The 26,929-nt window shown below is 59.3% G+C and carries 26 protein-coding genes; 7 read left to right on the top strand and 19 right to left on the bottom strand.

What is annotated here, in order from left to right:
• Positions 1–221: 221 nt before the first annotated feature.
• From JOE29_RS05230 to JOE29_RS05215, 4 genes are read right to left on the bottom strand one after another with little or no spacing between them, the layout of a single operon-like run.
• On the bottom strand, positions 222–650 hold the full coding sequence (locus JOE29_RS05230) for a group 1 truncated hemoglobin (RefSeq protein ID WP_004404302.1): 429 nt from the start codon (positions 648–650) through the stop codon (positions 222–224).
• Positions 650–1,525 (bottom strand): DUF3034 family protein, encoded by an 876-nt coding sequence (locus JOE29_RS05225; protein ID WP_004404304.1) that lies wholly within the window; start codon positions 1,523–1,525, stop codon positions 650–652. The genes JOE29_RS05230 and JOE29_RS05225 overlap by 1 nt, the downstream gene beginning before the upstream one ends.
• A gap of 3 nt (positions 1,526–1,528) precedes the next feature.
• On the bottom strand, positions 1,529–3,883 hold the full coding sequence (locus tag JOE29_RS05220) for an EAL domain-containing protein (RefSeq protein WP_044312081.1): 2,355 nt from the start codon (positions 3,881–3,883) through the stop codon (positions 1,529–1,531).
• Complete coding sequence (locus JOE29_RS05215) at positions 3,883–4,554, bottom strand: methylamine utilization protein (protein ID WP_044312082.1); 672 nt, start codon at positions 4,552–4,554, stop codon at positions 3,883–3,885. The genes JOE29_RS05220 and JOE29_RS05215 overlap by 1 nt, the downstream gene beginning before the upstream one ends.
• A gap of 180 nt (positions 4,555–4,734) precedes the next feature.
• Here JOE29_RS05215 and lon point away from each other — a divergent pair, with 180 nt between their 5' ends.
• The 4 genes from lon (at position 4,735) to cmoB (ending at position 9,540) form a co-directional block, all read left to right on the top strand.
• Positions 4,735–7,152, top strand: a complete 2,418-nt coding sequence (gene lon / locus JOE29_RS05210) for an endopeptidase La (protein WP_003412995.1) — start codon at positions 4,735–4,737, stop codon at positions 7,150–7,152.
• Positions 7,153–7,347: 195 nt separating this feature from the next.
• Positions 7,348–7,740, top strand: a complete 393-nt coding sequence (locus tag JOE29_RS05205) for a protease inhibitor I42 family protein (protein WP_003425303.1) — start codon at positions 7,348–7,350, stop codon at positions 7,738–7,740.
• Positions 7,741–7,840: 100 nt separating this feature from the next.
• Positions 7,841–8,584: a carboxy-S-adenosyl-L-methionine synthase CmoA gene (gene cmoA, locus JOE29_RS05200; protein WP_003425300.1), complete on the top strand. Its 744-nt coding sequence runs from the start codon at positions 7,841–7,843 to the stop codon at positions 8,582–8,584.
• The gene (gene cmoB / locus JOE29_RS05195; RefSeq protein WP_024648818.1) at positions 8,581–9,540 is read left to right on the top strand and encodes a tRNA 5-methoxyuridine(34)/uridine 5-oxyacetic acid(34) synthase CmoB; all 960 of its coding nucleotides are present in this window, start codon (positions 8,581–8,583) and stop codon (positions 9,538–9,540) included. The genes cmoA and cmoB overlap by 4 nt, the downstream gene beginning before the upstream one ends.
• An 8-nt stretch (positions 9,541–9,548) precedes the next feature.
• Here the strand turns inward: cmoB and pdxJ are convergent, their stop codons facing one another.
• The 11 genes from pdxJ to rpoE all read right to left on the bottom strand — a co-directional run bounded on the left by pdxJ (position 9,549) and on the right by rpoE (position 19,901).
• Positions 9,549–10,289, bottom strand: a complete 741-nt coding sequence (pdxJ, locus tag JOE29_RS05190) for a pyridoxine 5'-phosphate synthase (protein ID WP_210078939.1) — start codon at positions 10,287–10,289, stop codon at positions 9,549–9,551.
• Between the two features lie 59 nt (positions 10,290–10,348).
• Positions 10,349–11,032 carry a DNA repair protein RecO gene (gene recO, locus JOE29_RS05185; protein WP_003413003.1) on the bottom strand — a complete coding sequence of 228 codons (684 nt, stop codon included), beginning with the start codon at positions 11,030–11,032 and terminating at the stop codon, positions 10,349–10,351.
• A 60-nt stretch (positions 11,033–11,092) separates the two neighbouring features.
• Complete coding sequence (gene era, locus JOE29_RS05180; protein ID WP_003363707.1) at positions 11,093–11,995, bottom strand: GTPase Era; 903 nt, start codon at positions 11,993–11,995, stop codon at positions 11,093–11,095.
• Positions 11,988–12,677, bottom strand: coding sequence for a ribonuclease III (gene rnc, locus JOE29_RS05175; protein ID WP_002554906.1), 690 nt, complete (start codon positions 12,675–12,677; stop codon positions 11,988–11,990). The genes era and rnc overlap by 8 nt, the downstream gene beginning before the upstream one ends.
• Positions 12,674–13,051: a DUF4845 domain-containing protein gene (locus JOE29_RS05170; protein ID WP_003384196.1), complete on the bottom strand. Its 378-nt coding sequence runs from the start codon at positions 13,049–13,051 to the stop codon at positions 12,674–12,676. Before JOE29_RS05170 ends, rnc begins: the two co-directional genes overlap by 4 nt.
• Before the next feature lie 114 nt (positions 13,052–13,165).
• The gene (gene lepB, locus JOE29_RS05165) at positions 13,166–14,020 is read right to left on the bottom strand and encodes a signal peptidase I (protein WP_003363711.1); all 855 of its coding nucleotides are present in this window, start codon (positions 14,018–14,020) and stop codon (positions 13,166–13,168) included.
• A 9-nt stretch (positions 14,021–14,029) separates the two neighbouring features.
• Entirely contained in the window at positions 14,030–15,826 is a 1,797-nt protein-coding gene (gene lepA / locus JOE29_RS05160; RefSeq protein WP_003413009.1) for a translation elongation factor 4, read from the bottom strand.
• A 171-nt stretch (positions 15,827–15,997) separates the two neighbouring features.
• Positions 15,998–17,428: a DegQ family serine endoprotease gene (locus tag JOE29_RS05155; protein WP_226487942.1), complete on the bottom strand. Its 1,431-nt coding sequence runs from the start codon at positions 17,426–17,428 to the stop codon at positions 15,998–16,000.
• Between the two features lie 299 nt (positions 17,429–17,727).
• A complete protein-coding gene (locus tag JOE29_RS05150; protein ID WP_065088886.1) occupies positions 17,728–18,687 on the bottom strand; it encodes a MucB/RseB C-terminal domain-containing protein in 960 nt (319 codons plus the stop codon).
• Between the two features lie 8 nt (positions 18,688–18,695).
• On the bottom strand, positions 18,696–19,286 hold the full coding sequence (locus tag JOE29_RS05145; protein WP_003405339.1) for an anti sigma-E factor RseA C-terminal domain-containing protein: 591 nt from the start codon (positions 19,284–19,286) through the stop codon (positions 18,696–18,698).
• A gap of 33 nt (positions 19,287–19,319) precedes the next feature.
• Positions 19,320–19,901 (bottom strand): RNA polymerase sigma factor RpoE, encoded by a 582-nt coding sequence (gene rpoE, locus JOE29_RS05140; protein WP_002554912.1) that lies wholly within the window; start codon positions 19,899–19,901, stop codon positions 19,320–19,322.
• 497 nt (positions 19,902–20,398) lie between these two features.
• On the opposite strand from rpoE, the gene nadB reads away from it, so the two are divergent.
• Entirely contained in the window at positions 20,399–22,015 is a 1,617-nt protein-coding gene (gene nadB / locus JOE29_RS05135; RefSeq protein WP_103694840.1) for an L-aspartate oxidase, read from the top strand.
• Here the strand turns inward: nadB and JOE29_RS05130 are convergent.
• Both JOE29_RS05130 and JOE29_RS05125 read right to left on the bottom strand, forming a co-directional pair.
• Positions 21,984–22,448 carry a protein YgfX gene (locus JOE29_RS05130; RefSeq protein WP_046234989.1) on the bottom strand — a complete coding sequence of 155 codons (465 nt, stop codon included), beginning with the start codon at positions 22,446–22,448 and terminating at the stop codon, positions 21,984–21,986. The two genes, nadB and JOE29_RS05130, sit on opposite strands and share 32 nt — an antisense overlap.
• Positions 22,432–22,686, bottom strand: coding sequence for a succinate dehydrogenase assembly factor 2 (locus JOE29_RS05125; RefSeq protein ID WP_003418591.1), 255 nt, complete (start codon positions 22,684–22,686; stop codon positions 22,432–22,434). The genes JOE29_RS05130 and JOE29_RS05125 overlap by 17 nt, the downstream gene beginning before the upstream one ends.
• A 152-nt stretch (positions 22,687–22,838) precedes the next feature.
• On the opposite strand from JOE29_RS05125, the gene JOE29_RS05120 reads away from it, so the two are divergent.
• Positions 22,839–23,780 (top strand): folate-binding protein YgfZ, encoded by a 942-nt coding sequence (locus tag JOE29_RS05120; protein ID WP_210078937.1) that lies wholly within the window; start codon positions 22,839–22,841, stop codon positions 23,778–23,780.
• Between the two features lie 111 nt (positions 23,781–23,891).
• Positions 23,892–24,713, top strand: coding sequence for an HDOD domain-containing protein (locus tag JOE29_RS05115; RefSeq protein WP_032703140.1), 822 nt, complete (start codon positions 23,892–23,894; stop codon positions 24,711–24,713).
• A 10-nt stretch (positions 24,714–24,723) separates the two neighbouring features.
• On the opposite strand, the gene JOE29_RS05110 is transcribed toward JOE29_RS05115, so the two are convergent.
• On the bottom strand, positions 24,724–26,106 hold the full coding sequence (locus JOE29_RS05110) for a sensor histidine kinase (RefSeq protein ID WP_003413020.1): 1,383 nt from the start codon (positions 26,104–26,106) through the stop codon (positions 24,724–24,726).
• Entirely contained in the window at positions 26,099–26,770 is a 672-nt protein-coding gene (locus JOE29_RS05105) for a response regulator (protein ID WP_003363740.1), read from the bottom strand. The genes JOE29_RS05110 and JOE29_RS05105 overlap by 8 nt, the downstream gene beginning before the upstream one ends.
• Positions 26,771–26,929 lie beyond the last annotated feature (159 nt).

Raw genomic sequence — 26,929 nt, 5'->3', positions numbered from 1 at the left:
AGTTCGCGCCTGCACAAGCGTCCGATTTCGTAGCACCCGGCAGCGCATGCCACGCTATAAACGAGTCAACTCGCACTCGGTGTGAAACCCGGTTTCTGTAGGAGCGGACTTGTCCGCGAAAGGGCCTGTACATTCACAACATTTCTGCGGCCCAAACGCCCTCTTCGCGAACAAGTTCGCGCCTGCACGAGCGTTCTATTTCTTAAGATCCAGGCTACGACTTACTTGCCGATCACTTGGCCACGCATCGGTGCCAGGCGGGCGATGAGGCGGTTTTGTACGGGGACCGGGACCTTTTCGGTGTCCATCGAGGCGATGAGGTCTTCGACCAGCGCGTTGAAATCGCTGGGGGTCAGGTTCTGCCCCTTGTGCGCCTCGGCCATGCTGTCGCCGCTATAGCGACACGGGCCGCCGGACTCGACGCAGAGTTGTTCGACCAGCTTGTCGCGCAGACGCACGATGTCCACTTTCTTGAAGTGCTCGACGATCCGCTGATCCTTGGCCACGTTTATCAGCATGCCTTCGACGATGCGCTGGATACCGGCACGCTGGCCCAGGTCGTGGTAGAGGCTGTCATCCTTGGGTGGCTGTTGCTGCTGCGCGCAACCGGCCAGCAGCGTCAGCATCATGGCTATCAGCAGACGCCTCATCAAAAACTCCCCTGCACAGACAGATAGGTGCCGTTCTGGTTGTCCAGGGTGGCGATTTCACCCAGGCGGGCGTAAGCCAGGACCACGGACACGTGCTTGTTGGGGAAATAGCCGAGAAAAACATCGGCCCAGTCACTTTCGCCCGCAAACGAAAGGTTGTCCGGCTTCTCGCGATATTCGACGCCCAGCGCCCAGCGCGGATTGAACAGCACGGCTACCGAACCCTCCTTGAGCAGGCTGCGGCTGTCGCGCCGATCGCCGCCGAACCCCAACAGTCCGGTTTCGTTGGCGCGGCTGTAACGCACGCCGCCGTTGACCACGACGTTGTAGCCGAACGCCGCGCCCATGAACAACCGACTGGCCGTCAGGTAGCCTTCGACATCCGAGTCACGCCGGGCGCCGACCAGGCTGGGAATCAGGAAATCGTTCTGATGCTTGTACTGCACACCCAGAGAAACCTGCGGCAGGCTTTCGTAAATCAGGTCGCCGAACAGCCGCACTTTGACGCCGAACACGTCCTGACTGAGGTTATCGTCCGGCAGGCTGAGCCTGTGCTGCAGGTTGCTGATATCGAAACGCTGATGGGCGTAGGACAACTCCACGCGATTGCCATAGGCGAACGCCAGGCCTGCCACATCGAGGTTGTAGTCCGGCAGATTCACGTGCGTGGCGAAGGCGGTAGCGCCCCACTCGCCTTGCTCGCTGTACCCGGTGATCACCGCCCACGGGGTTATGCCGCCGCCGGCGCTGCCTTCAATGCTGGTCGCGCCGCCCGTGGCGATCAACCGGCCGTTGTCGCCCAGGGCGGACGTCGGAGTAGCGCCCGCCATGCCCACCAGCAAAGACCCCAACAGCAGCGATGTTTTGTGCAACATGGATTAATTCACCATAAGACCGGGTGAGGCCTGATACGTAGCAATCCATGCCTCGAACGCCGACGCGGTCAGCGGTCGACTGATCAGGTAACCCTGGGCCGTATCGCAGTGCCAACGCCGGAGCAGGTCCAGGCTGTGTTGATACTCGACACCTTCTGCCACCACCTTCAGTCCGAGGTTGTGGCTCATTTCAATGGTCGATCGCACGATCACTGCGTCTTCACTGGTTTCATCCAGGTTGCGCACGAAAGACTGATCGATTTTCAGCTCTTGTACGGGCAGACGTTTCAAGTGGGCCAGTGACGAGTAACCGGTGCCGAAATCGTCGATCGACAGGCTGATGCCGCAATCGCGCAGGCGATGCAGGACGATCAGTGCCTTTTCCGGTTCGCTCATGACGGCGCTTTCGGTGATCTCGAATAACAGTTGTTCGGCAGGTACGGCGTATTGCTTGAGCAGTTTCACGACATAGCCGACCAGATCATCACCCAGCAGGTCATCAGCGGAAATGTTTACCGATACCTGCAGGACCAGACCGCGCTTGCGCCATTCGGCCAGCTGGCGCATCGCCTCTTCGATCACCCAGTTGGTCAGCAGGTAAATGCTCCCGGTGCGCTCGGCGAGGACGATGAATTCGGCGGGCGAGACACTGCCGAACTGCGGATGAGCCCAGCGCAATAGCGCTTCAGCCTGACGCACATAGCCCTGGCGGATATCCAGCTTGGGCTGGTAATGCAGCATCAATTCGCCATTCTGCGCGGCCTTGCGCAGGTCACGAATGAGCGTGATCTGTCGCTGGTGAGCCAGGTCGCGGCCATCCTGATAGATCTGCAGGCGACCGGGGAGGAACGCGGCGTCCTTGCGGGCAATTACCGCACGGTTGAGCAACTCCTGGGCGGAGTCACCGTGTTCCGGGTACACCGTGATACCAATGCAGCATTCAAGCTCCAGCTCATGATTGTCGATACGCTGCGGCTCACTGAGCAGACGCTGCACAGCGTCAGCCATGCCCACCGCGCCATCGCTGGCCGTGTTGTCCAGCAGCAGCAGAAACTCATTGGCCCCCAGGCGCGCCACGGTATCGCCTGCGCGCAGATTACCTTGCAGGCGCTGGCCCACCTGTCGCAACAACTGGTCCACGCCTTCGGCGCTCACGCTTTCGCTGACCGTAGCGAGGTTCTCGACACTCAGAGATAGCAGGGCAACTGCACGATCTGCGGCAATCGAACTGCCCAGACGCTCCATCACCAGCGCCCGGTTGGGCAGCCCGGTCAGGTTGTCGTGCAGGGCGTTGTGGGCCAATTGCCCCTCACGCACCGCAATGCCTTGCTGCATGGTGTTGATCGCGTCGGCGAGCATGCCCAGTTCATCACTGCGGACCAAGGTGACCGGGGTTTTATAGTCGCCATCACCAATACGCTTGGCCGCCGTGGCCAGGACCTGAACCGGCAGCGAGACGCTTCGCGCCAGCGCCAGGGTGCCGATCAGCGAAGCCACCAGGGCGGCCATGGAAATCCAGAAGATCTTTTGATTCAGTGGCGCGAATGCCTGATAGGCCTTGTCCAGAGGGCTCTGCAACAGCGCGATGACCTGCCCGTCGCCGCCATTGCTGGTGTTGGCGAGCATCAGCGTCTGGCTGAGAAAGTTAAGGTTCGATTGCTCGGTGAGCAGCATCTGGCCTTCCGAGGAACTGCGCATCAGCTCGATCAGGCCCGCGTGCAGGGCCTCCGGCTGGGTACTGATCAGATCGCCGTTCTTGCCGTCTTCTACAGTGAGAAAAGACACTTCCAGGCCGCTGAGCGAACGCAGCTCTTCGGCAATATCGCTGTCGATGGTAAATCCCATGACCACACGGCCGATCGGCAATGGCGCGAGAACGGTGGCCTCCACCAGCAAATGAGGGTCTCCGCCGCCGGGCACAATGAGCACTGACTGACCGGCACGTTTGGCGTTGCGCAGGGCCTGGTCATAGACAAACCTGGAACCCTCGGGAACTTTCTGTACGGTGCTGGCAATCACTGTGCCATCCATGCCCAACAGGAACATGTCGCTGGCATTGATGCGTTTGCCATGGTTGAGCAACACCGAACGAATGGTCGAGGAGTCGGCACTGGCCACCGCGTCGCGAAAGCCGAAATCGGCTGCAACCAATTGCACGGTGTCACGCAGACGTTTGCCGCGCAGATCGATCAGCCGTTCGAACACACGACTGCCCACCTCCAGTTGCGCCTGAGCCTGAGTGCGTACCGCCTCCTCTGTTGCAACCTTGACGGCGAGATAGACCGCACTCACGACAATCAGCAACAGAACAATCAGCACCCCGGCGATGCGCGCCTGAAAGCTGGCTTTAAATTTCATTAATGCGTGGCCTTGTGGAAAGCGTCACCGAAGCCGCCAGGTGCGGGCTTGCCGGGTTTGTCCTCAGCTTGAATTTCAACCGCGAGGTTGAAACGCTGGGTAAGGCCGGCGGCAGGCACCTCGAACTCGCCGCCCGATACCGGCTGCATGTCCGCGATCTTCGGGTGCCAGAGGGTGGCATTGTAGTGCCCGGCAGGCATCTGATCGAGCTTGAGCTGGCCGTTGCTGTCGGTCACGCCGAACCATGAATCGTCTGTGACGTAGATGTAACCGACCATCCAGTCGTGAATGTTACAGCCCAGCACCACGATGCCGGGCTTGTCGAACAACAACGGATCCGAGGGTGTGCCCTCGTAAAGTCGCAATTCGAAGCGCTTGGCCTTAGAAAAGGAGTAGACCTGATGGCGGATGTTGTCGCTGTTGGGAAACTTGACCTGAGTGCCGGTGTGGATGGCCAGTACATGTGGCGCAAACTCCTGATCACGCTGATCCATTGATGCCTTCAGCGCAACGGGTGAAGGATCGGGCGGCCCTTTGAGGGTGACCACCGCATTCGCAAGGGGCTTGTCCTCCTTGTCCATCACCTGCGCGGTAAAGGTAGAAGCGGATGCGCTCGCAGCCGAGGCTACGCACAGTCCGGCCAGTAATGCCGATATAAATACGTTGGTCATACCTGATTCAACCCATAACGGCAGCGCCGTAAATGAAATAAGCCCGCTCTTTTCTACCTGACAGGCCCACCACTCATAAATAGCGGTTTTCCAATCGCTTTACAGACTATCGACCGAGACTATTGAAACCTGAGAGCCACCGCCCCATCTAAGAGCCATGTTCAACTTCTCAGGTGCCCCATGAACGACCAGCAGACAGACTCGCCAGATTTGCCCAACGACGCAGACGAGCACGATGTGTCTCTGAGTTCCGACAGCACCTCGCTTGCCTTGCCCGGCCAGAACCTGCCCGACAAGGTCTACATCATTCCGATCCACAATCGTCCTTTCTTTCCGGCGCAGGTCCTGCCTGTCATCGTCAATGAGGAGCCGTGGGCCGAAACGCTGGAGCTGGTCAGCAAGTCCGAGCATCATTCGCTGGCGCTGTTTTTCATGGACACTCCGCAGGAAGATCCACGCCACTTCAAGACCGACGCACTCCCCGAGTATGGCACTCTGGTCAAGGTTCACCACGCCAGTCGTGAAAATGGTCGTTTACAGTTCGTCGCGCAGGGCCTGAGCCGGGTGCGCATCCGCACTTGGCTCAAGCATCATCGCCCGCCGTATCTGGTAGAAGTCGAATACCCGCAGCAGCCCAATGAGCCGACCGATGAAGTGAAGGCCTACGGCATGGCCCTGATCAACGCGATCAAGGAACTGCTGCCGCTCAACCCGCTGTACAGCGAAGAGCTGAAGAATTATCTCAACCGTTTCAGCCCCAATGACCCCTCGCCGCTCACCGACTTTGCCGCTGCCCTGACCTCCGCCACCGGCGTCGAATTGCAGGAAGTACTCGATTGTGTGCCGATGCTCAGGCGCATGGAGAAGGTCCTGCCGATGCTGCGCAAGGAAGTCGAGGTTGCGCGCCTGCAAAAGGAAATTTCTGCCGAGGTGAACCGCAAGATCGGCGAGCATCAGCGGCAGTTCTTTCTCAAGGAACAGCTCAAGGTCATTCAGCAGGAACTGGGCCTGAGCAAGGACGATCGCAGCGCCGACATCGAACAGTTCGAGCAGCGTCTGGAAGGCAAGACCCTGCCGCCACAGGCGCGCAAGAAGTTCGACGAAGAAATCGGCAAACTCAAGGTGCTGGAAACCGGCTCGCCCGAATACGCTGTGACTCGCAATTACCTGGATTGGACCAGCTCGCTGCCGTGGGGCATCTACGGTGCCGACAAGCTGGACCTCAAGCACGCGCGCAAGGTGCTCGATCAGCACCATGCCGGGCTTGACGACATCAAGGCGCGGATTCTGGAATTCCTCGCCGTCGGTGCCTACAAGGGTGAAATCAGCGGTTCGATCGTGCTGCTGGTCGGCCCGCCAGGCGTGGGCAAGACCAGCGTCGGACGCTCGATTGCCGAATCGCTGGGGCGGCCGTTCTATCGCCTGAGCGTGGGCGGCATGCGCGACGAGGCCGAAATCAAGGGCCACCGCCGTACCTATATCGGTGCGCAACCGGGCAAGCTGGTGCAGGCGTTGAAAGACGTTGAAGTCATGAACCCGGTCATCATGCTCGATGAAATCGACAAGATGGGCCAGAGCTATCAGGGCGACCCGGCATCCGCGCTGTTGGAAACCCTGGACCCGGAACAGAACGTCGAGTTTCTCGATCACTACCTGGACCTGCGTCTGGACCTCTCCAAGGTCCTGTTCGTGTGCACGGCCAACACACTGGACTCGATCCCCGGCCCGCTGCTTGACCGGATGGAAGTGATCCGCCTGTCCGGCTACATCACCGAAGAGAAACTGGCGATTGCCAAGCGGCATTTGTGGCCCAAGCAGTTGGCGAAAGCCGGCGTTGCGAAAAACAAGCTGAGCATCAGTGACAGCGCCCTGCGCGCCGTCATCGAGGGTTACGCTCGCGAAGCCGGTGTGCGGCATCTGGAGAAGCAACTTGGCAAACTGGTGCGCAAGGCGGTGGTCAAACTGCTGGATGCGCCCGATTCGGTGATCAAGATCGGACCGAAAGACCTCGAAGCGTCGCTGGGCATGCCGGTGTTCCGCAGCGAGCAGGTGCTGTCCGGCACTGGCGTGATCACCGGTCTGGCCTGGACCAGTATGGGCGGCGCTACCCTGCCGATCGAGGCGACGCGCATTCATACCCTTAATCGCGGCTTCAAGCTGACCGGCCAATTGGGCGATGTGATGAAGGAGTCGGCCGAAATTGCCTACAGCTACGTCAGCGCCAATCTGTCGAAATTTGGTGGTGACGCGAAGTTCTTCGATGAGGCGTTCGTGCACGTACACGTTCCCGAAGGTGCCACCCCGAAAGACGGCCCGAGTGCGGGTGTGACCATGGCCAGCGCCTTGCTGTCCCTGGCCCGCAACCAGCCGCCGAAAAAAGGCGTCGCCATGACCGGCGAACTGACCCTGACCGGGCACGTACTGCCCATCGGCGGCGTTCGCGAAAAAGTCATTGCCGCGCGGCGCCAGAAAATCCACGAACTGATCCTGCCGGAGCCTAACCGTGGCAACTTCGAAGAGCTGCCGGACTATCTGAAGGAAGGCATTACCGTGCACTTCGCCAAACGCTTTGCGGACGTGGTGAAGGTGTTGTTCTAGAGCTTGATACTGCGCATGCCCCCACGCTGAATGGGCACAAGAGGTGTTCTATCGGGCGCCTCTCGTGCCGCACGCTCCAGCGTGGGGATGCAGTTCTGGACGCTCTGCGTCCGATCCAGAGCGCGACTGTCCTACTCCCCCACAAAACTCCGATCAGTTATCCTTGCGCCTCGTCTCGCAATACCGGAATTTGCCATGACCCCTGCCCGTTTCATTGCCCCGCTGAGCCTTGCGCTGCTGACGGCGTGCGCTCAGACGCCGAAAAACATTGTGTCCATCGACACGCAAAGCGACTGCCCGCTGACTCTCACGCCCGGACAGACGCTGATCCTGACGCTGCCCAGCAACCCGACCACCGGCTTTCGCTGGCTGACCCAGAACCCGGCCCAGAATATCCTGCGCAGCCTGGGGCCTGAGGTGTATGCCAACGCCGAGAGCAAGGAAATGGTCGGCAACGGTGGGCAATCGGTCTGGCGCTTCAAGGCCACCGATGCCGGGACCGGCCGGCTGATGATGGTCTATCAGCAACCCTGGGCACCCGAAGTCGCCCCGGAGCAGACCTTCGAGTGCGCCATCAGCGTGAAATGAGGCTTTGCGCACGGCTTGTCCGACTGCACGTACTGCATCATGCATCCCGGCGGCAAGTTGGCTAGAATGCCCGCTTTTCAAAGCCTTCGCCGGAACCGCCGTGAGCAAAGAAACCGACCGCATTTTCGCCCAGCCGCTGACCCAGGTGCCTGACTTCGCCTTCAACGAAGACGTGGTGCGGGTATTCCCGGACATGATCAAACGCTCGGTGCCCGGCTATCCGACGATTGTCGAAAACCTCGGTGTGCTGGCCGCGCAATTTGCACAGCCAAACACTGTGCTCTATGACCTGGGCAGCTCTCTGGGCGCCGTCACTCAGGCGCTGCGCCGCCATGTACGCGGCGAGGGTTGTGAGGTCATCGCGATAGACAACTCCAGTGCCATGGTCGAGCGTTGCCGTGAATACCTCAACGCGCAGGACTCCATGTTTCAGGAGTTGCTGCCGGTGCAGGTCCTCGAAGGCGATATTCTCGCGCTGACGTTCAAACCCGCCTCGGTGGTGGCGCTGAACTTCACCCTGCAATTCATCGCTCCCGAACAACGCCTGGCATTGCTCGGGCGCATTCGTGACGCACTGGTGCCCGGCGGCGCGCTGATCCTCTCGGAAAAACTGCGCTTCGACGATCAGCAGGAACATGCGCTGTTGACGGACCTGCACATCGCCTTCAAACGCGCCAACGGCTACAGCGACCTGGAAATTGCCCAGAAGCGCAGCGCCATCGAAAACGTCATGAAACCCGACAGCCTCGAAGAACACCGCCAACGCCTGCTTGCGGCAGGCTTTTCCAAGGTGGTGCCGTGGTTTCAATGCCTTAACTTCACCTCATTGATTGCCCTGCCATGATTGATCTCGCCCCCCTCGTCCGTCGTCTGGCGGGAACCCCTCTGGCCGATTGGGCCAATGGCCTGCAGGCCCAGCTCGATACCAAGATGGCCAAGGGTCACGGTGATCTGCAGCGCTGGCAAAGTGCGCTGGATGCCTTGCCCGACCTGCAGCCCGAGCGAATCGATCTGATCGACAGTTTTACCCTGGAAGCCGACTGCAACGGCGAGACCCGCACCGTCCTGCGTAAGGCATTGCTGGGCCTGTCACCGTGGCGCAAGGGGCCGTTCAATGTGTTCGGCGTGCATATCGACACCGAATGGCGCTCGGACTGGAAGTGGTCGCGGGTTTCGCCACACCTGGACCTGAAGGGCAAACGCGTTCTGGATGTGGGTTGCGGCAACGGTTATTACCAATGGCGCATGCTTGGCGCCGGGGCCGACAGCGTGATCGGGGTAGACCCCAACTGGCTGTTCTTCTGTCAGTTTCAGGCCATGCAGCGCTATCTGCCTGATCTGCCCGCCTGGCATCTGCCGTTCGCGCTGGAAGACCTGCCCGCCAACCTGGAAGGTTTCGACACGGTGTTTTCGATGGGCGTGCTGTATCACCGCAAATCCCCCATCGACCACCTGCTGGCCTTGAAAGACTGTCTGGTAAAAGGCGGCGAGCTGGTGATGGAAACCCTGGTAGTGCCGGGTGATGTCCATCAGGTGTTGGTCCCGGAAGATCGTTATGCGCAGATGCGCAATGTATGGTTCCTGCCTTCAGTGCCTGCTCTGGAGTTATGGATGCGCCGTGCCGGCTTCACCGATGTGCGTTGCGTCGACGTCAGCCACACGACGGTCGACGAACAACGCAGCACCGAGTGGATGCGCTTCCAGTCCCTGAGCGACTATCTGGACCCCACCGACCACAGCAAGACAGTCGAGGGCTTGCCTGCCCCCATGCGTGCGGTGATCGTGGGGCGCAAGCCCTGAGGGAAGAGTTATCTGGCCGCAGCCACGATCAACGCCTTCATCTCGGCCACTGCCGCCTTGAAGCCGACGAACAGAGCATGAGCCACCAGCGCGTGGCCGATGTTCAGTTCGTTGATGCCCTTGATCGCGGCGACCGCTTCGACGTTGTGATAATGCAGGCCATGACCGGCATTGACGATCAGCCCTTGGGAGAGACCAAACGCGACACCATCGGCGACCCGCTGCAGTTCTTCGGCGACTTCAGTCGGGGTCTGAGCATCGGCATAGCGACCGGTGTGCAGTTCGATGGCGGGTGCACCGACGCGTTTTGAAGCGGCGATCTGACGCTCGTCGGCGTCGATGAACAGTGAAACCTCGCAGCCAATCTTCGCCAGTCGCTCGACAGCCGCCTTGATCCGCGCTTCCTGCCCTGCCACATCCAGACCGCCTTCGGTGGTCAGCTCCTGCCGTGTCTCAGGCACCAGACAGATGTGCGCCGGGCGAATGCGTTCGGCGAAGGCGAGCATTTCTTCGGTCACGCCCATCTCGAAATTCATGCGGGTTTGCAAGACGTCCTTGAGCAGCAGGACATCGCGCTCCTGAATGTGTCGGCGGTCCTCACGCAGGTGAACGGTGATGCCGTCGGCGCCTGCCTCTTCGGCGTCCAGGGCAGCCTTGACCGGGTCCGGGTAACGCGTGCCACGGGCCTGACGCAAGGTGGCTACGTGGTCGATGTTCACGCCGAGAAGGATACGAGTGCTGTGGGTCACGGTGGTCTCCAGAAAAATGGGCGAGCTGGTCGAAGCAGGCTGTAGAGAATAAAGCCTGATCACGGCTTGCGAAACAGTTCACGACTGACTAAAGGGCGACCGCCCAAGTGAACCGCCAGCGCCTGACGCATCAGGCGCTTGGCAGCGGACAATGCGCCGGGGACGCTCCAGTCCGCTTCGGACATGGCCAACAATTCCGCGCCCTGAAACAGACCGGGCTGAAGCAAGTACACACGCTCGAGCCCGGCATCGACCTGCAGACGATACATACCATCAATGGCCAGCGGTTCGCCGTTGATGTCGGCGTCCATCGCGAAGCCATAGCCCAGGTCATCCAGCAACCGCCATTCGAACGAACGCAGCAACGGCTCCAGTGGACGCCCCAGAGAAAGGGCCAGCAGCGTGGCAGCGTAATGTTCGAACACGGCAGGATGAGGGTCTTCGGCAGGCAACAGGCGAATCAGCAGCTCGTTGAGGTACATGCCGCTGAACAGCGCTTCGCCGGTCATCCAGGTAGCGACGCCGGCGCTTTCCATGCGACCGACATTCTTCAGCTCGCCCCGCCCTCGAAACTCGACCTCGAGGGGCACGAACGGACGTGCCAGCGAACCGGCCTTGCCCTTGGCACTGCGCAGCACGGCACGCAGACGGCCCTGAGGCGTGAGGAAGTCGACCAGCGCGCTGTTTTCGCGATACGCACGGCTGTGGAGCACATAAGCAGGTTGGCCGGTAGGCGTGCTCATCAGGCTGGCTCGAAAGGGAAGTGTTCGCCCGACCATAGCAAGGTCGGGCGAAAGGACAGCTTAGAGGTCGCCGTAGCCAAGGGAACGCAGTGCGCGCTCGTCATCGGACCAGCCACCTTTGACCTTGACCCACAGGTTGAGCATCACCTTGGAGTCGAACAGCAGTTCCATGTCACGACGCGCGTCACTGCCGATGCGCTTGATGCGATCGCCCTTGTCGCCAATGATGATCTTCTTCTGTCCGTCGCGCTCGACGAGAATCAGCGCATGGATATGCAGGGTGCGGCCCTGCTGCTTGAATTCTTCGATCTCGACGGTGATCTGGTACGGAAGCTCGGCGCCCAACTGGCGCATGATCTTCTCGCGAACCAGTTCGGCAGCCAGAAAGCGGCTGCTGCGATCGGTGATCTGGTCTTCCGGGAAGAAGTGGTCGTTCTCGGGCAGGTGCGAGGCAATCAGGCTTTCCAGCGCTTCGAGGTTGTGGCCATGCTGCGCGGAGATCGGCACGATGGACGCATTCGGCAGTTGGCCCTGCAGCCACTCCAGATGCGGCATCAGGTCGCTCTTGTCCTCGATGCGATCGGTCTTGTTGATCGCCAGGATGACCGGCCCCTGCACATACTGAACACGCTCCAGAACCATCTGGTCTTCGTCTGTCCAGCGGGTGCGATCGACGACGAAGATGACCACGTCGACGTCCTTCAGCGCCGCCGAAGCGGTCTTGTTCATGTAACGGTTGAGCGCTTTCTCGCCATTCTTGTGCATGCCGGGGGTATCGACATAGATCGCCTGCACGGCGCCCTCGGTCTTGATGCCCAGCATGTTGTGGCGCGTGGTCTGCGGCTTGCGCGAGGTGATCGCGAGCTTCTGACCGAGAATGTGGTTGAGCAGCGTGGACTTGCCTACGTTGGGACGGCCGACAATGGCAACATAGCCACAGCGTGTTGCGGTTGTATCATTCATGACCGTTCTCCACGCCCAGGGCGATGAGTGCTGCTGCGGCGGCTACCTGTTCGGCAATCCGGCGGCTGACACCCTGTCCTCGGCTTTTTTCATTCAATAGGTTGATCTCGCATTCGACGAAAAACGTCCGGCAATGCGGTTCGCCCTGGATATCCACCACCTCGTAACGCGGCAGTTCGCAGGCCCGCGACTGGAGAAATTCCTGCAGTCGGGTCTTGGGGTCCTTGTTGGTGTCCACCAGCGTCAGGCTGTCAAACTCGGTTGTCAGCCAGGCCAGGACGCGCTCGCGCGCCGCCTCCATGCCCGCATCCAGGTAGATCGCCCCGATCAGTGCCTCGAGCGCGTCGGCGAGAATCGACTCACGACGGAAACCACCGCTTTTCAACTCGCCCGAACCAAGGCGCAGATATTCGCCCAAGTCAAAACCACGGGCCAGCAACGCCAGAGTCTCGCCCTTCACCAGCCGCGCCCGCAAGCGGGACAACTGGCCTTCGCGAGCCTGGGGGAAACGCTCGAACAGCGCCTCGCCAGCCACGAAGTTGAGAATGGCATCACCGAGAAACTCCAGACGCTCATTGTTGCGACCGGCAAAACTGCGATGGGTCAGGGCCAGGACCATCAGCTCCTGATCCTTGAAGGTGTAGCCGAGCTGACGCTCAAGGCGGCTCAAGGATACGCTCACGGTTTACCCACGCTGAATTGCTTGTCGAACTTCAACACCAGATCGATGTTCTGGAACCACGGTTCACGCTGCTCATAGTTCAAATGAGCCTGGAACGCATTGTTCTCCACCGTCACTTTCAACGCCTTGTTCAAATCTATATCCCGAATGCTGTTGACCTGCATGTTCTTACCGACATAACCGTAAAAATCGTCGACCGTGGTGATGTCCAGGGTCTTGTTGGTGTCGACCGCTTCGATGATTTTCTTCATCGTCATGTAGTCGAGGTAGTGCGGGACCAGCTTGAAGGCCGTGCTCGTCGCAAACGCGACCAGCGCCAGCACTAACAGCCAGCCCACGAAAGAAAAGCCTTTTTGAGAAGTAGAGAACGTCATGTTCGACTTCGACCTCAAGAGTGCAACGCCTCCTGACCGGGTCGACTCATGCTTCAGAGGCGTTTCCAGTCAGCCCAAATGACATACGGCGCTGCTCAGGCAGCGCCGCATCGATTACTTGATCAGCCCTACGCGCGCAAAATTGGGGAAGTGGCTCAGTTTCGGCTCGGGCCAGCTCATCCACACCGCGAACGCCTTGCCTACGATGTTCTTGTCCGGGACCATGCCCAGCTCATCCTTGGGAATGTTGGGATCATCCCAGTAACGGCTGTCGTTGGAGTTGTCACGGTTGTCGCCCATCATGAAGTAGTGCGCGGCAGGCACGGTCCATTCACTGTCAGGCGGCGCGCGGTAGCGGCTCATTTCCTGACGGATCTGATGTTCGACTTCGCCCAGCTGCTCTTCATAGAGTTCCGCGCTGCCCAGTGTACCGGGCTCGGTGCCGATCAGCTTCTTGGCGACCAGCTCGCCATTGATGAACAGCCGCTTGTCGCTGGTGTAGCGGATACGATCACCCGGCAGACCGACGACGCGCTTGATGTAATTGACGCTCGGGTCGCTCGGATAACGGAACACCATCACGTCGCCACGCTGCGGATCACCGATCTGAATCACCTTCTGGTCCAGTACCGGCAGGCGAATGCCGTACGCGAACTTGTTGACCAGAATGAAATCACCCACATCCAGTGTCGGCTTCATGGAGCCCGAAGGAATCTGGAACGGCTCGACCAGAAACGAACGAAGCACCAGCACGATGAACAACACCGGGAAGAACGATTTGCCGTACTCGACCAGCAAAGGCTCTTTGTTCAAGCGCTCCACGACAGCAATGTCAGGTTCGCCCACGCTGCCCTGATAGTTGGAAATGGCAGCCCGGCGACGAGGCGCCAGGATGACCAGATCAATCAGTGCAAGCACGCCACAGACGAAGACAGCGATGACCAACAACAGCGGGAAATTTAGTGACATAGGACCTGACTATTCCAACCTGAGCACTGCAAGGAAGGCTTCCTGTGGAATTTCCACGTTGCCGACCTGCTTCATGCGTTTCTTACCGGCCTTTTGCTTCTCCAGCAATTTACGCTTGCGGCTGACGTCACCGCCGTAGCATTTGGCCAATACGTTCTTTCTAAGCGCCTTTACGGTTGTCCGGGCCACAATCTGACCGCCGATAGCCGCCTGAATTGCCACGTCGAACATCTGTCGAGGGATCAGCTCTTTCATCTTCTCGGTCAGCGCACGCCCTTTGTAGTGTGCATTGTCGCGATGAACGATCAGGGCAAGGGCGTCGACCTTCTCGGCGTTGATCAGAACGTCGAGCTTGACCAGATTGGCCGACTGGTAACGATCAAAATGATAATCCAGCGAAGCATAACCGCGGCTGACAGACTTGAGACGATCGAAGAAGTCGAGAACCACTTCGTTCATCGGCAAATCGTAGCTCACCTGAACCTGCGTGCCGAGGAACAGCATGTCGTGCTGTACGCCACGTTTTTCGATGCACAACGTAATGACGTTGCCCAGGTGCTCCTGCGGCACAAGAATATTTGCGCGAACGATGGGCTCGCGCATGTCTTCAATGGCCGACAGGTCAGGCAGCTTGGAAGGGTTATCGACGTAAATCGTTTCGCCGGTCTTCAGCAACAGCTCGAAGATTACGGTTGGTGCGGTGGTGATCAGGTCGAGATTGTACTCACGCTCCAGGCGTTCCTGGATGATCTCCATGTGCAGCATGCCGAGGAAGCCACAGCGGAAGCCGAAGCCCAGCGCGTCGGAGCTCTCGGGCAGGTATTGCAGTGAAGAGTCGTTAAGCGTCAGCTTTTGCAGCGCTTCACGGAAGTCTTCGAAGTCGTCCGAGCTGACCGGGAACAGGCCTGCGTAGACTTGTGGCTGAATACGCTTGAAGCCGGGCAGTACGTCGACATCGGGAGTGGTGCTCAGGGTCAGGGTGTCACCGACCGGCGCACCGTGAATGTCCTTGATGCCGGCGATGATGAAGCCTACTTCGCCCGCTTTCAGATCGACGGTCGCCGAGTGCTTGGGGTTGAACACGCCCACGCTGTCGACCAGATGCAGCTTGCCGGTCGACTTGACGAGAATCTTGTCGCCCTTCTTGACGCGGCCGTGGCGCACACGCACCAGAGACACGACGCCCAGGTAGTTGTCGAACCAGGAGTCGATGATCAACGCCTGCAGCGGATCTTCGATATTGCCGGTCGGTGCAGGAATGGTTGCGACCAAGCGCTCGAGGACCTCGTCAACGCCCATGCCGCTCTTGGCGCTGCACGCCACGGCATCGGTGGCGTCGATACCGATGATCTTCTCGATCTCTTCCTTGACGCGGTCCGGATCGGCCTGTGGCAAGTCCATCTTGTTTAGTACCGGCATGACCTCAAGGCCCTGCTCGATGGCGGTGTAGCAGTTGGCGACCGATTGCGCCTCGACGCCCTGCCCTGCATCGACCACCAGCAACGCACCTTCGCACGCGGCCAGAGAACGGCTGACTTCGTAGGTGAAGTCGACGTGCCCCGGGGTGTCAATGAAGTTCAGCTGGTAGGTGATACCGTCTTTGGCCTTGTAATACAGGGTAACGCTATGGGCCTTGATGGTGATCCCGCGCTCGCGCTCAAGATCCATGGAGTCGAGCACCTGCGCTTCCATTTCGCGCTCGGTCAGGCCGCCGCACATTTGAATGAAGCGGTCGGCCAGCGTCGACTTGCCATGGTCAATGTGGGCGATGATGGAGAAATTGCGGATATGACTCAAATCACTCACGGATCAACACTCAAAAAGGTTGCAGGCAGATTGCCCGCCGAAAAATAGCCGGGAATTGTACCTGAACTAAGCAAGAGGCGTCACGCTTACAGGCACCCGGATCGGCGCACGGTAAACAAACGGGCACAAAAAAGGGTGGCCATGGCCACCCTTTCCGCTTAAACCGACCGGTTACTCGGACAGCTTGAAGGTGATGAAGGTCGCACGACCCTGACGCAAAACGCGCATCGAGACAGAGCGATCCTTGGGCAGGCTTTTCGCCACCTCGGTGAACTGCTTGCTGGACGTGATCGCCTGATTGTTCAAGTGAGTGATCACATCACCCGCCTGCAGACCGATCAGCGAAGCCGGGCCACCTGTGACTTCCTTGATGGCAACGCCGCCTTTGAGGTCCAGGGACTTCTTCTGCTCGGCGGTCAACTCGATCACCGATACGCCCAGACGATTACTGCTGCGCTCGGCACCCGTACCGCCAACATCGCCCATCTCCTGACCTTCATCAGGCAGTGCGCCGACGGTGACCGTCAGCTTCTGACGCTTGCCGTCGCGAATCACTTCAAGTTCGGCCTTGCTGCCGTCCTTGAGGTTGCCGATCAGGTGCGGCAGGTCAGCCGACATGACGATTGGCTGGCCGTTGGCGCTCAGAATCACGTCACCCACCTGCACACCGCCCTTGGCAGCAGGGCCATCTTCAAGAACCTGCGCAACCAGCGCGCCGGCAGGCTTGTCCAGGCCAAACGACTCGGCGAGGTCCTTGTTCACCTCTTGGATGACCACACCCAACCAGCCGCGGCTGACTTTGCCATTAGCCTTGAGCTGGTTGGCGACATCCATGGCGACGTCGATCGGAATCGCGAACGACAGGCCCATGAAACCACCGGAGCGGGTGAAGATCTGCGAGTTGATCCCGACGACTTCGCCAGCCATGTTGAACAGCGGGCCACCGGAGTTACCCGGGTTGATGGCCACGTCGGTCTGAATGAACGGCACATAGGTATCGTTAGGCAGGCTGCGCCCCTTGGCACTGACGATACCCTTGGTCACGGAGTGATCGAAGCCGAACGGCGAGCCGATCGCCAGAACCCATTCGCCGACCTTGAGCGTATTGGAATTGCCCAGTTTGGCGGTCGGCAGGTCCTTGCCATCAATTTTCAGCACGGCAACGTCGGTACGCGGATCGGTACCGACCAGCTTGGCCTTCAACTCGCTGCGATCGGACAGGCGTACGAGAATCTCGTCAGCACCATCGATTACGTGATTGTTGGTCAGAACGTAGCCGTCAGGGGAGATGATGAAGCCCGATCCAAGGGACTGAGCCTCACGCTGGCGATCACCCTTGCCTGCACCCGAGCCTGGCGGACGCGAACCCGGCGGCATGCTGCGCTCTAAAAACTCGCGAAGCATCGGCGGCAGCCCTTCCAGATCAGGCATCTGCTGATTGGCGACGGCACGGTCCGGCAATTTCTGACGCGTACTGATATTCACCACTGCGGGCGATGCCTGCTCGACCAGCCCGGTGAAGTCCGGCAGGTTTTCGGCCTGAGCCGTAGCCACCTGACCGAGCATCAGCACAGCGGCAATCAATGAAAAGTAGGATTTCATGCGTGGTATCGACATATGGCTCCCGTTTGTAACGAGGAAAAAATTAAGCAGTCCGAAGCAACCGACTCAAAGACCTCAAGCAGCGATGCTTATCTCTGGATCAGCGACATGACCTCTGAAAACGACAAAAGGCCAGAGCTGCGAGGCTCTGACCTATAGAAAAAAAACAGAGTTTTTGCAATCTGCAAACCTCACCAAACATTTCAGCGCCTTTGCTCAAGCCAGGTTGAGTGCGGCCTGGCGGCTTCTGTAACCCAGGATGAAAATTTTTACATCCTGGGAGCCGTGACTCCAAATGTTTATTTATTGGCTGAAGGTTCGTCGTTACGCATCGACAATGCTATGCGCTCTGCAGTGCCCATCGGAACTTCTCCGACGACCGTCACCATCATGTCGCCCTGCGGCGTTGTCAGACGGCGGGATACGGCCACTGTCGGGCCTAGCTGGGTGCGAATATCCGAAGACGCGCCACCTTTAACCGTTTCGATGAACACCGAAAAACGCGCCAGACCGTCGCTGTACATAAGATGTGTCACCGGCGACTGCGTAGCGGGGTCTTTGCGTACACCGCTGCTGCTGACGTCAAAACCCGGCGGTAACCAGTCCGAATGCCAGGCCACAGGGCTTATGGAAGCCTCAGGCTTGGTCTTCACCACAGAAACAGGCTTGCAGTCAGCACTGGTCTTGAGCATCTGCTCGGATAGCACGCTGGCGGTATCGAGATCGGTAAACTGAAAACGCTCGAGCAACTGCCCCTTCTCACTCAACAGAAGCGACTTGAGCACAAGACCGGTTTCGTTATCCAGGTGCAGTTCGAGGCCGTATCGATGCTGGTCCTTGGGGGACAGCGCAACGATAGTCGCCTGACGACCGGCCACTCTGGATTTGCCGGCAATTTTCATGTCGTACCAGGCGGACAATCTTTTGACATCGAATGCGCGGGCAGAAGAGTCGGCCGGATTGGCTACACCCGCTTCGAGCGTGCCGCTGACGCACTGAGTAAGCCCGTCAACACGCAATACTTCCTGAGCAGAACCATCAAGCTGCAGCAAGCGCTCCTGAATATGGCCGTCCGCTATGCGGTGCCAGATTCGGTGGGTAGAAAAACTACCGTTGCGCTCGTATACGAAGGTGCCTTGATAGCTTTGCTGCTGATCAACCTTGGCAAGACGATTTATTGCGTCTTGCGCATCATCAGCCTGTACCGGGAGGGCAAGCCATCCACCAAGCAGTAGTGGCAGTAGAGGGACGGCTCGCATGATCCTCCTTAACGGTTTTCCAGACTCGCAGCACGTGCGTATGGCAACGCGCTTTCAGTGCCTTTCAGCGCTGCTTCCTGGGCGTGCTGACGCAGATAGCCCGGCAGACGCTGGTCACCTTGACCACCGCCTTGCAGTACACCGTTGGCCATAGGACCAGGTGCTTGCTCGGCGCTTTCAGTGTAGCCAGCCAGTACGGCAGGGCCTTTCACTTGCGGAACAGTCAGATTGGCAGGCTGTTGAGTCTGCTGTGCCAACTGTGCACCGGCAATGTCGTCCTGGTTATACAGGCGGACACCAGCCAGAACGGCTACGGTAACCGACGCTGCAACGGCCAGACGACCCAGCGTACGCCAAGGACCGCGAGCTGCCTTGAGCGGGCTGACTTCATCGGCGATCGCGGCAGATACAGCAGCCGAAATATCCAGATGAGGGACCAGCAACTCTTTGTGCATTGCTGCACGAGCAACTTGGTAACGCGACCAGGTGGCGCGGGTATCGGCATCGTCAATGGCATTCAATACCCGACGTAATTCCAGTTCGTCCGCTTCATTATCAAGTACCGCGGACAGCGATTCCTGCAGGGCTTCACGACTCATGGCGGGTTCCTCTCTTGGGCTATCGCCGCTGTCTCAGGATTCCTGCAACAACGGCTGCAGGGCTTTATCGATGGCTTCCCGAGCGCGGAAGATCCGAGAGCGCACGGTACCAACTGGACACTGCATGACGCTCGCAATGTCTTCATAACTCAGACCATCGAATTCACGTAAAGTTAGTGCCGTACGTAAATCTTCCGGGAGAAGCTGGATGGTCCGATGGACGGTGCCCTCGATCTCATCCCTCAACAATGCACGCTCCGGCGACTCGATGTCCTTGAGGCCGTGGTCGCCGTCGTAGAACTCCGCGTCTTCAGACCTTACATCGCTATCCGGTGGTCGCCGACCTCGCGAAACCAGATAGTTCTTCGCCGTGTTAATGGCGATACGGTACAGCCAGGTGTAGAAAGCACTGTCACCGCGAAAATTTCCGAGAGCACGATAGGCCTTGATAAAGGCTTCCTGTGCAACGTCTTGAGCCTCATGGGTGTCGTGCACGAATCGCACGATCAACCCTAGAATTTTGTGCTGATACTTCAGCACCAACAGATCAAATGCTCGCGTATCGCCACGCTGTACGCGCTCGACAAGCTGCTGATCCTCTTCCTGGGTTAGCATGAACACTCCTCGTTAAGCATGAAGGAGTGTTGCAACTGATAGTGTTCAGGCTTGCAAACATAGACTCGGGCTTTTCGCAAAAGTTCTCCCCCTTCAAGCAAGTTTCCTGCAAGCCATCATAAAGCGTGCACGAAAAACGCAGCTCGACACGGTCGGCTGCGCGAATAGTCTTGTCGTCAGTTTCGCAGTTGATGATCACTTATCTAACCCTGCGAAATAGACGCTGTTCCTGTGTAGGCAACCTGCTATTGAGCATGGTTCTTTACAAAAAGTTCCATTGACACAATTGCCGGCGTGAGACTCAAACTGCTTAAAGTTCCCTTGAATCAACGCACTGGAGCATTTCCAGCGACCGAACAAAAGGAAAACAATAGGCATGCCGTCCGGGACTGGAGCACAATCCAGACCCGCCGTGGTCTCACATTGCCATGTAGGCGAGGCTATTGTGCCGTTACCCCAATACTTATACTAGTGGTCGCCAAGAGCAGAATTCGCAGATGAGTCAACATTTTCAGCATGACGTACTGGTAATCGGCAGCGGCGCTGCCGGGTTGAGCCTGGCACTGACCCTGCCCGACCACCTGCGGATTGCGGTCCTGAGCAAGGGTGACCTCGCCAACGGCTCGACCTTCTGGGCGCAGGGCGGTGTTGCGGCAGTGCTGGATGACACCGACACCGTGCAATCTCATGTTGAGGACACGCTGAACGCAGGCGGCGGCCTTTGCAACGAAGACGCTGTGCGCTTCACCGTCGAACACAGCCGCGAGGCGATTCAATGGCTGATCGATCAAGGCGTGCCTTTTACCCGCGGCGATGACGCAGGCACCGACGAAAGCGGATTTGAATTTCACCTGACGCGTGAAGGCGGCCACAGCCACCGACGGATCATTCATGCTGCAGACGCCACGGGTGCCGCCATTTTTCGCACCCTGCTGGAACAGGCAATCAAACGCCCCAATATCGAATTGCTCGAACAGCGCGCTGCCATCGACCTGATCACCGAACGCCGTCTAGGCCTGGAAGGCCAGCGCTGCCTCGGCGCCTACGTGCTCAATCGCCACAGTGGCGAAGTGGATACTTACAGCGCGCGCTTTACAATCCTGGCGTCGGGCGGCGCCGCCAAGGTTTACCTGTACACCAGTAACCCTGACGGCGCCTGTGGCGACGGCATCGCCATGGCCTGGCGTTCCGGCTGCCGGGTGGCGAACCTTGAGTTCAACCAGTTTCACCCCACTTGCCTGTATCACCCGCAGGCCAAGAGCTTTCTGATCACCGAGGCACTGCGCGGTGAAGGGGCGTACCTCAAGCTGCCTAACGGCGAGCGCTTCATGCAACGCTTCGATGAGCGGGCAGAACTGGCGCCGCGCGATATCGTTGCCCGCGCGATAGACCATGAGATGAAGCGGCTGGGCATCGACTGCGTGTATCTGGACATCAGCCACAAGCCGGAAGCCTTCATCAAGACGCACTTCCCAACCGTCTATGAACGCTGCCTGGAATTTTCCATCGACATCACGCGCGAACCGATCCCCGTAGTCCCCGCTGCGCATTACACCTGTGGTGGCGTGATGGTCGACAGCAAGGGGCATACCGATGTGCCGGGCCTTTACGCCATCGGCGAGACCAGCTTCACAGGCCTGCATGGCGCCAACCGCATGGCCAGCAACTCGCTGCTGGAGTGCTTCGTCTATGCCCGATCGGCCGCCGCAGACATCGAGAAGCAACTGAATGACGTGCAGATGCCCGCCGACCTTCCGGCCTGGGATGCCAGCCAGGTCACCGACTCGGACGAGGACGTGATCATCGCGCACAACTGGGACGAGCTGAGACGGTTCATGTGGGACTACGTCGGCATTGTGCGCACCAACAAACGCCTGCAGCGCGCTCAGCACCGCGTACGCCTGCTGCTGGACGAGATTGACGAGTTTTACAGCAACTACAAGGTCAGCCGCGACCTGATCGAGTTGCGCAACCTGGCGCAGGTGGCGGAACTGATGATCCGCTCGGCCATGCAGCGCAAGGAAAGCCGCGGTCTGCACTACACGCTGGACTATCCCGATATGTTGCCGGAGGCGCTGGACACTATTCTGGTGCCGCCCACCTATGCCGGCTGAATTTCAAACGCACGCGCAGACGTCGGTGAATGTCCGGCGTCAATGCGTCATGCGGGATACAACAACTGTTTATTGATCGTGCTGGCCGACCGGCGATAATCGGGCGAAAACGCAGAATCACCATCCACGGCAAGGCAAGGCTGTCGGGGCATAACTGCACAGGCTGCCAGCCGGTACGTGCATTCCACAGCTGCCAGCCTTGATGATCGCGCTTGAGCGCAGTGAATGCCGCCGGATGCGTCAGCAGGATGGCGCGTGGTATCACCCAGGCAGCATGCGCCAGACATATCAGCGCACCCAGCGCCGCAGCCCACACAGCGATGTCCAGCCAGCACAACGCTACCAGTGCCAGACACTGGACCGCGAGATACGCCGTCACCAGCAGACGCGAGGCCTGCCAATGACATTCGAAGCGATCACTGGGGCTGGACACGGTCCAGAATCATGCGAACCATGCGCTGCAATTCAGCATCTTCGGATTCGGCACGCTGCATGAACCAGCCGAACATATCCTGATCCTCACAGGTCAGCAGACGGCGGTACAAATCGCGGTCCTCGTCATTCAAGTGGGGATAGACCTCACGGACAAACGGCACCAGCAGCACGTCCAGTTCAAGCATGCCGCGGCGGCTGTGCCAGTAAAGGCGGTTGAGTTCAACGTCTTCGACCATGGAGCGCTCCTCAAAGTAGGCGGCAAGTATACAGCCGTGAGCCGGGCGCGCGAATCTTGCAATGGTCGCAGCAGTTTTCATGTACCCGTATGCATAACCTCGACTCGGCACTATGATGTGCCCCCGGACTTTTTTCCCAATCTGCGATGACCATGGCCCACACAGCTTTTTTCTGCACGCTAACCCATGAGGGCGTTCTCGCCGTTCGCGGCGTGGATGCCAGCAAGTTTCTTCAGGGTCAGCTGACGTGCAACCTCAACTATCTGAATGAAGACAAATCCAGCCTGGGTGCCCGTTGCACGCAGAAAGGCCGGATGCAGTCGAGTTTTCGCATCGTGTTCGAAGGCGACGGCTGCCTGCTGGCGATGGCTGGCGAACTGATCGAAGCGCAATTGCCCGACCTGCGCAAATACGCAGTGTTCTCCAAATCGAAGCTCACGGACGAAAGCGCAGACTGGGTGCGCTTCGGCTTGCAGGATGGGGACGCCGCGCTGGTCAGCCTGGGCCTGGATCTGCCCCAGGAAACCGATAGCGTGGTGCGCGCCAATGATCTGATCGCGATCCGCGTCTCGCCAGGCCGGGCCGAGCTTTGGGTGCGCAGCGCACAGGCAGACAGCATCAAGTCGCGCCTGGCACCGCAGTTGAGTGAAGGCCTGCTGAATGACTGGTTGCTGGGCCAGATACGTGTCGGCATCGGCCAGGTGTTCGGCAGCACCCGCGAAGAATTCATTCCGCAGATGATAAATCTGCAAGCAGTTGGCGGCGTCAGCTTCAAGAAAGGCTGTTACACCGGCCAGGAAATCGTTGCCAGAATGCAATATCTTGGCAAACTCAAGCGCAGGCTTTATCGCCTGACCCTGAGCGACGAAGAGATCCCACAACCCGGTACTGCATTGTTCTCACCGGTACATGCCAGCGCCGTGGGCAACGTCGTCATGGCCGCACAGGATGGGCAGAACATCGAACTGCTCGCGGTATTGCAGGGTGATGCGGCAGAAGACGGTCGTATCAATCTTGGCTCGCCAGAAGGCGCAGCGCTGCAAATGAGTGAACTGCCCTACACACTGGACAGCAAACTCGAAACTCAGCGCTAGCCAGACGAACACATTCAGCTTCCTAGTGTCTTTAGAGCGATCCAGTACAGCCTGGCGCTCTGAAGAGCGCGCGGATAACTCTGGACACCCCCAACAGCTGCGAGATGCAACATGAGCAAGATGGCTGACGAGGTGCAGAGAAACTTGATCAAGGCCATCGACAGAGATGCCTTGTTTCTACCCACCCTGCCGGAAGTGGCACTGAGAATTCGCCTGGCTGCAGAGGACACCGAGATCAGTATCTCGGCCCTGAGCAAGGTCATCGGTAGCGATACAGCCCTTTCCGCGCGCCTGATCAAGGTCGCGAACAGCCCCTTGCTGCGCCCGAATTTTGAAGTCAGCGACGTCAACACCGCGATTCGGCGGCTGGGCGTCAACTACACCTGCAACCTGGCCATCGGCCTAGTGGTCGAGCAGATGTTCCACGCCAAGTCGCCGGTCATCGAGCAGAAGATGCGCGATATCTGGAAGCAAAGCCTGCAGGTGGCCGGTATCAGTTACACCCTGTGTCAGCACTACACCAATCTGAAACCCGATCAGGCCACGCTCGCCGGGCTGATCCATCTGATCGGGATCCTGCCGATCCTGACCTATGCCGAAGACCATTACGAGCTGCTGTCCGACCCGATCAGCCTCAACCACGTGATCGACAGCATTCATCCGGTCATCGGCGAGCGCCTGCTGCGCTCCTGGGATTTCCCCGAGCCACTGGCCTGTGTGCCGGGCCAGTTCCAGAACTTCGCACGTGTCTCGAAAAGCCCTGACTACACCGATCTGGTGCAGATCGCCACGGTGCATATCCACAGGAATACCGAACACCCCTTCAGCCTCATTGAAATGGTCGACCTGCCTGCCTACAGCCAGTTGCGGCTCGCCAGAGGCGAAGGCGTGCTCAGCGCCCAGATGGACGAAGCCAAGAGCATGCTCTACTAATTTCGACCCATCAGGTCGCGCTGAAACTGACCCTAACCTTCAGGCCGCGCTCGGCGCCCTCGTGCAACGTGATTCTGGCCAGATGTGCCCGGCAGATTTCGCCCACAATCGCCAGCCCGAGCCCGGCACCACTTCCCTGCTGACTGCGACGGTAAAACCGCTCGAAGACCCGCTCACGCTCATCTGCCGGAATGCCGGGGCCATCATCCTCGACCTCCAGAACACCCGGCGCATAGACCCGCAACACCACGTTGCCGCCCGGTGAAGTGTGGGCCAGCGCATTGTCGATCAGATTGCTCAGCAATTCGTTCAGCAAGGTCGGCTCGCCGCGCAACCAGACCGGCTCGTCAGCCTCCAGCGCCAGCGCAACGCCCCGGGAATGAGCCAACGGCGCCATGGCCATGCCCAGTTCCCTGGCCAGTTGACTGAGGTCCAGCTGTTGCGCCCCGCCCTCGGCGATAGCCCGCGCGCCGTTTTCGATGCGCGCCAGGGACAGCAGCTGGTTGGCCAGATGCGTGAGTCGATCGGTGCCGAGCGCCGCCGACTCCAGCGTGCTGCGCCAATGCTGCGGGTCGCGCTCGCGCAGCCCCAGCTCGACCCGCGCCTTCAAGGCGGCCAGCGGGGTGCGCAGTTCGTGGGCGGCATCGGCGATGAATTGCGCCTGACGCTCGAACTGCACGCGCAGTCGCTCGGTGAAGTGGTTCAGCGCCCCTACCAGCGGACGCAGTTCGTGCTGCACTTCAACCATCGGTAACGCGCGCAGATCATCCAGCTGACGCTCCTCGACGGCGGTGCGCAGGCGCTCCAGCGGTCGCAATGCCGCGCTTACCGTGAACCAGACCAGCAGCAGCGCGCCTCCTCCGAGCATGCCCAGACGCAGCAATGTGTCAGCCATCAGGCTGCGCGCCATGCCCTTGCGCGCTTCCTGGGTTTCGGCAACGCGGATCTCGGCAGTGCCGTTCATACCCGGATCGGTCACTGGTTTGAGCAGGCTGACAACCCGCACGTCCTGCCCCTGATAGATCCCGTTATAAAATTTCGCCAGGGCCGGGTAATCGTCGGTGCGCAATGTACCGGGCGGCGGCGACGGCAGGTTTTCATAGCCGGAAATCAGCTTCTGATGAATGTCATTGACCTGATAGTAGATGCGCCCTTCGCTGTCGTAGGCGAAGGTGTCCAGCGCCACGTAGGGAATGTCGGCGCTCAGCGTCCCGTCACGCTGGGTCAGGCCGGCCGCGATGGTCCGCGCGGAAGCCAGCAACGTGCGGTCATAGGCGGTGTCGGCCACTTCGCGGCCATTCCAGTAAGCGCTCATGCCGCTGGCCAGCATCAACACCACCAGCAGCAGGGCCAGGTTCCACAATAACCGCCAGCGCAGGCTGTCGTTAATCATCACGGCTTTCCAGCAGATACCCCAGACCGCGAAAGGTCACGATGGCCACGGAATGCCCGTCGAGCTTCTTGCGCAGACGATGGACATAGATCTCGATGGCGTCGGGGCTGGCTTCTTCATCGAGCCCGAACACTTGCGCCGCCAGTTGCTCCTTACTCATCACCCGACCCGGCCGGGCGATAAGCGCTTCCAGCACCGCCTGTTCGCGAGAAGTCAGGGTCAGCAGTTCTTCGCCGAGCGTGAAACGTCGAGTGTCCAGATCGTAGGCCAAGACGCCGCAACGCTGTTGCCGCTCGCCACCCAGCACGCTGCGCCGCAGCAAGGCCTTGACCCTGGCCTCCAGCTCGGAAAGTTCGAAAGGCTTGGCCAGGTAGTCGTCGGCGCCCAGATTCAGCCCATGGACCCGGTCCTTGACGTCACTGCGCGCCGTCAGCATCAGCACCGGCAGGTTTTTGCTGCGCGCTCGCAGACGCGCCAGCACTTCAAAGCCGTCCATGCGCGGCAACCCGACATCGAGAATGGCGACCGCGTATTCTTCGCTGTTCAACGCCAGGTCGGCGGCCACGCCATCGTGCAGCACATCAACGGTCAAACCCGCGCTTTTGAGCGCCTGCGCGACACTTTCAGCCAATTGCAGATGATCTTCCACAAGAAGAACACGCATCGCCGTCTCCTGATTGTCACTGTTGTTATCGATCTGGGTATCGAGGCTCGTGGCGGTGGAGTTTACAGGCCGGCTGCCGTCTGTGAAGGGCAGAAACGATTCGCGGCTCGCTAATCACGACGTGAAAGGCAACTGAAAGGTTTACGAAAGGTTTGTCGT

It is taken from the genome of Pseudomonas sp. PvP009 (genome assembly GCF_017832995.1).
In the GTDB taxonomy this organism is placed as follows: domain Bacteria; phylum Pseudomonadota; class Gammaproteobacteria; order Pseudomonadales; family Pseudomonadaceae; genus Aquipseudomonas; species Aquipseudomonas syringae.
This window is presented reverse-complemented; position numbering and strand designations above follow the sequence as displayed.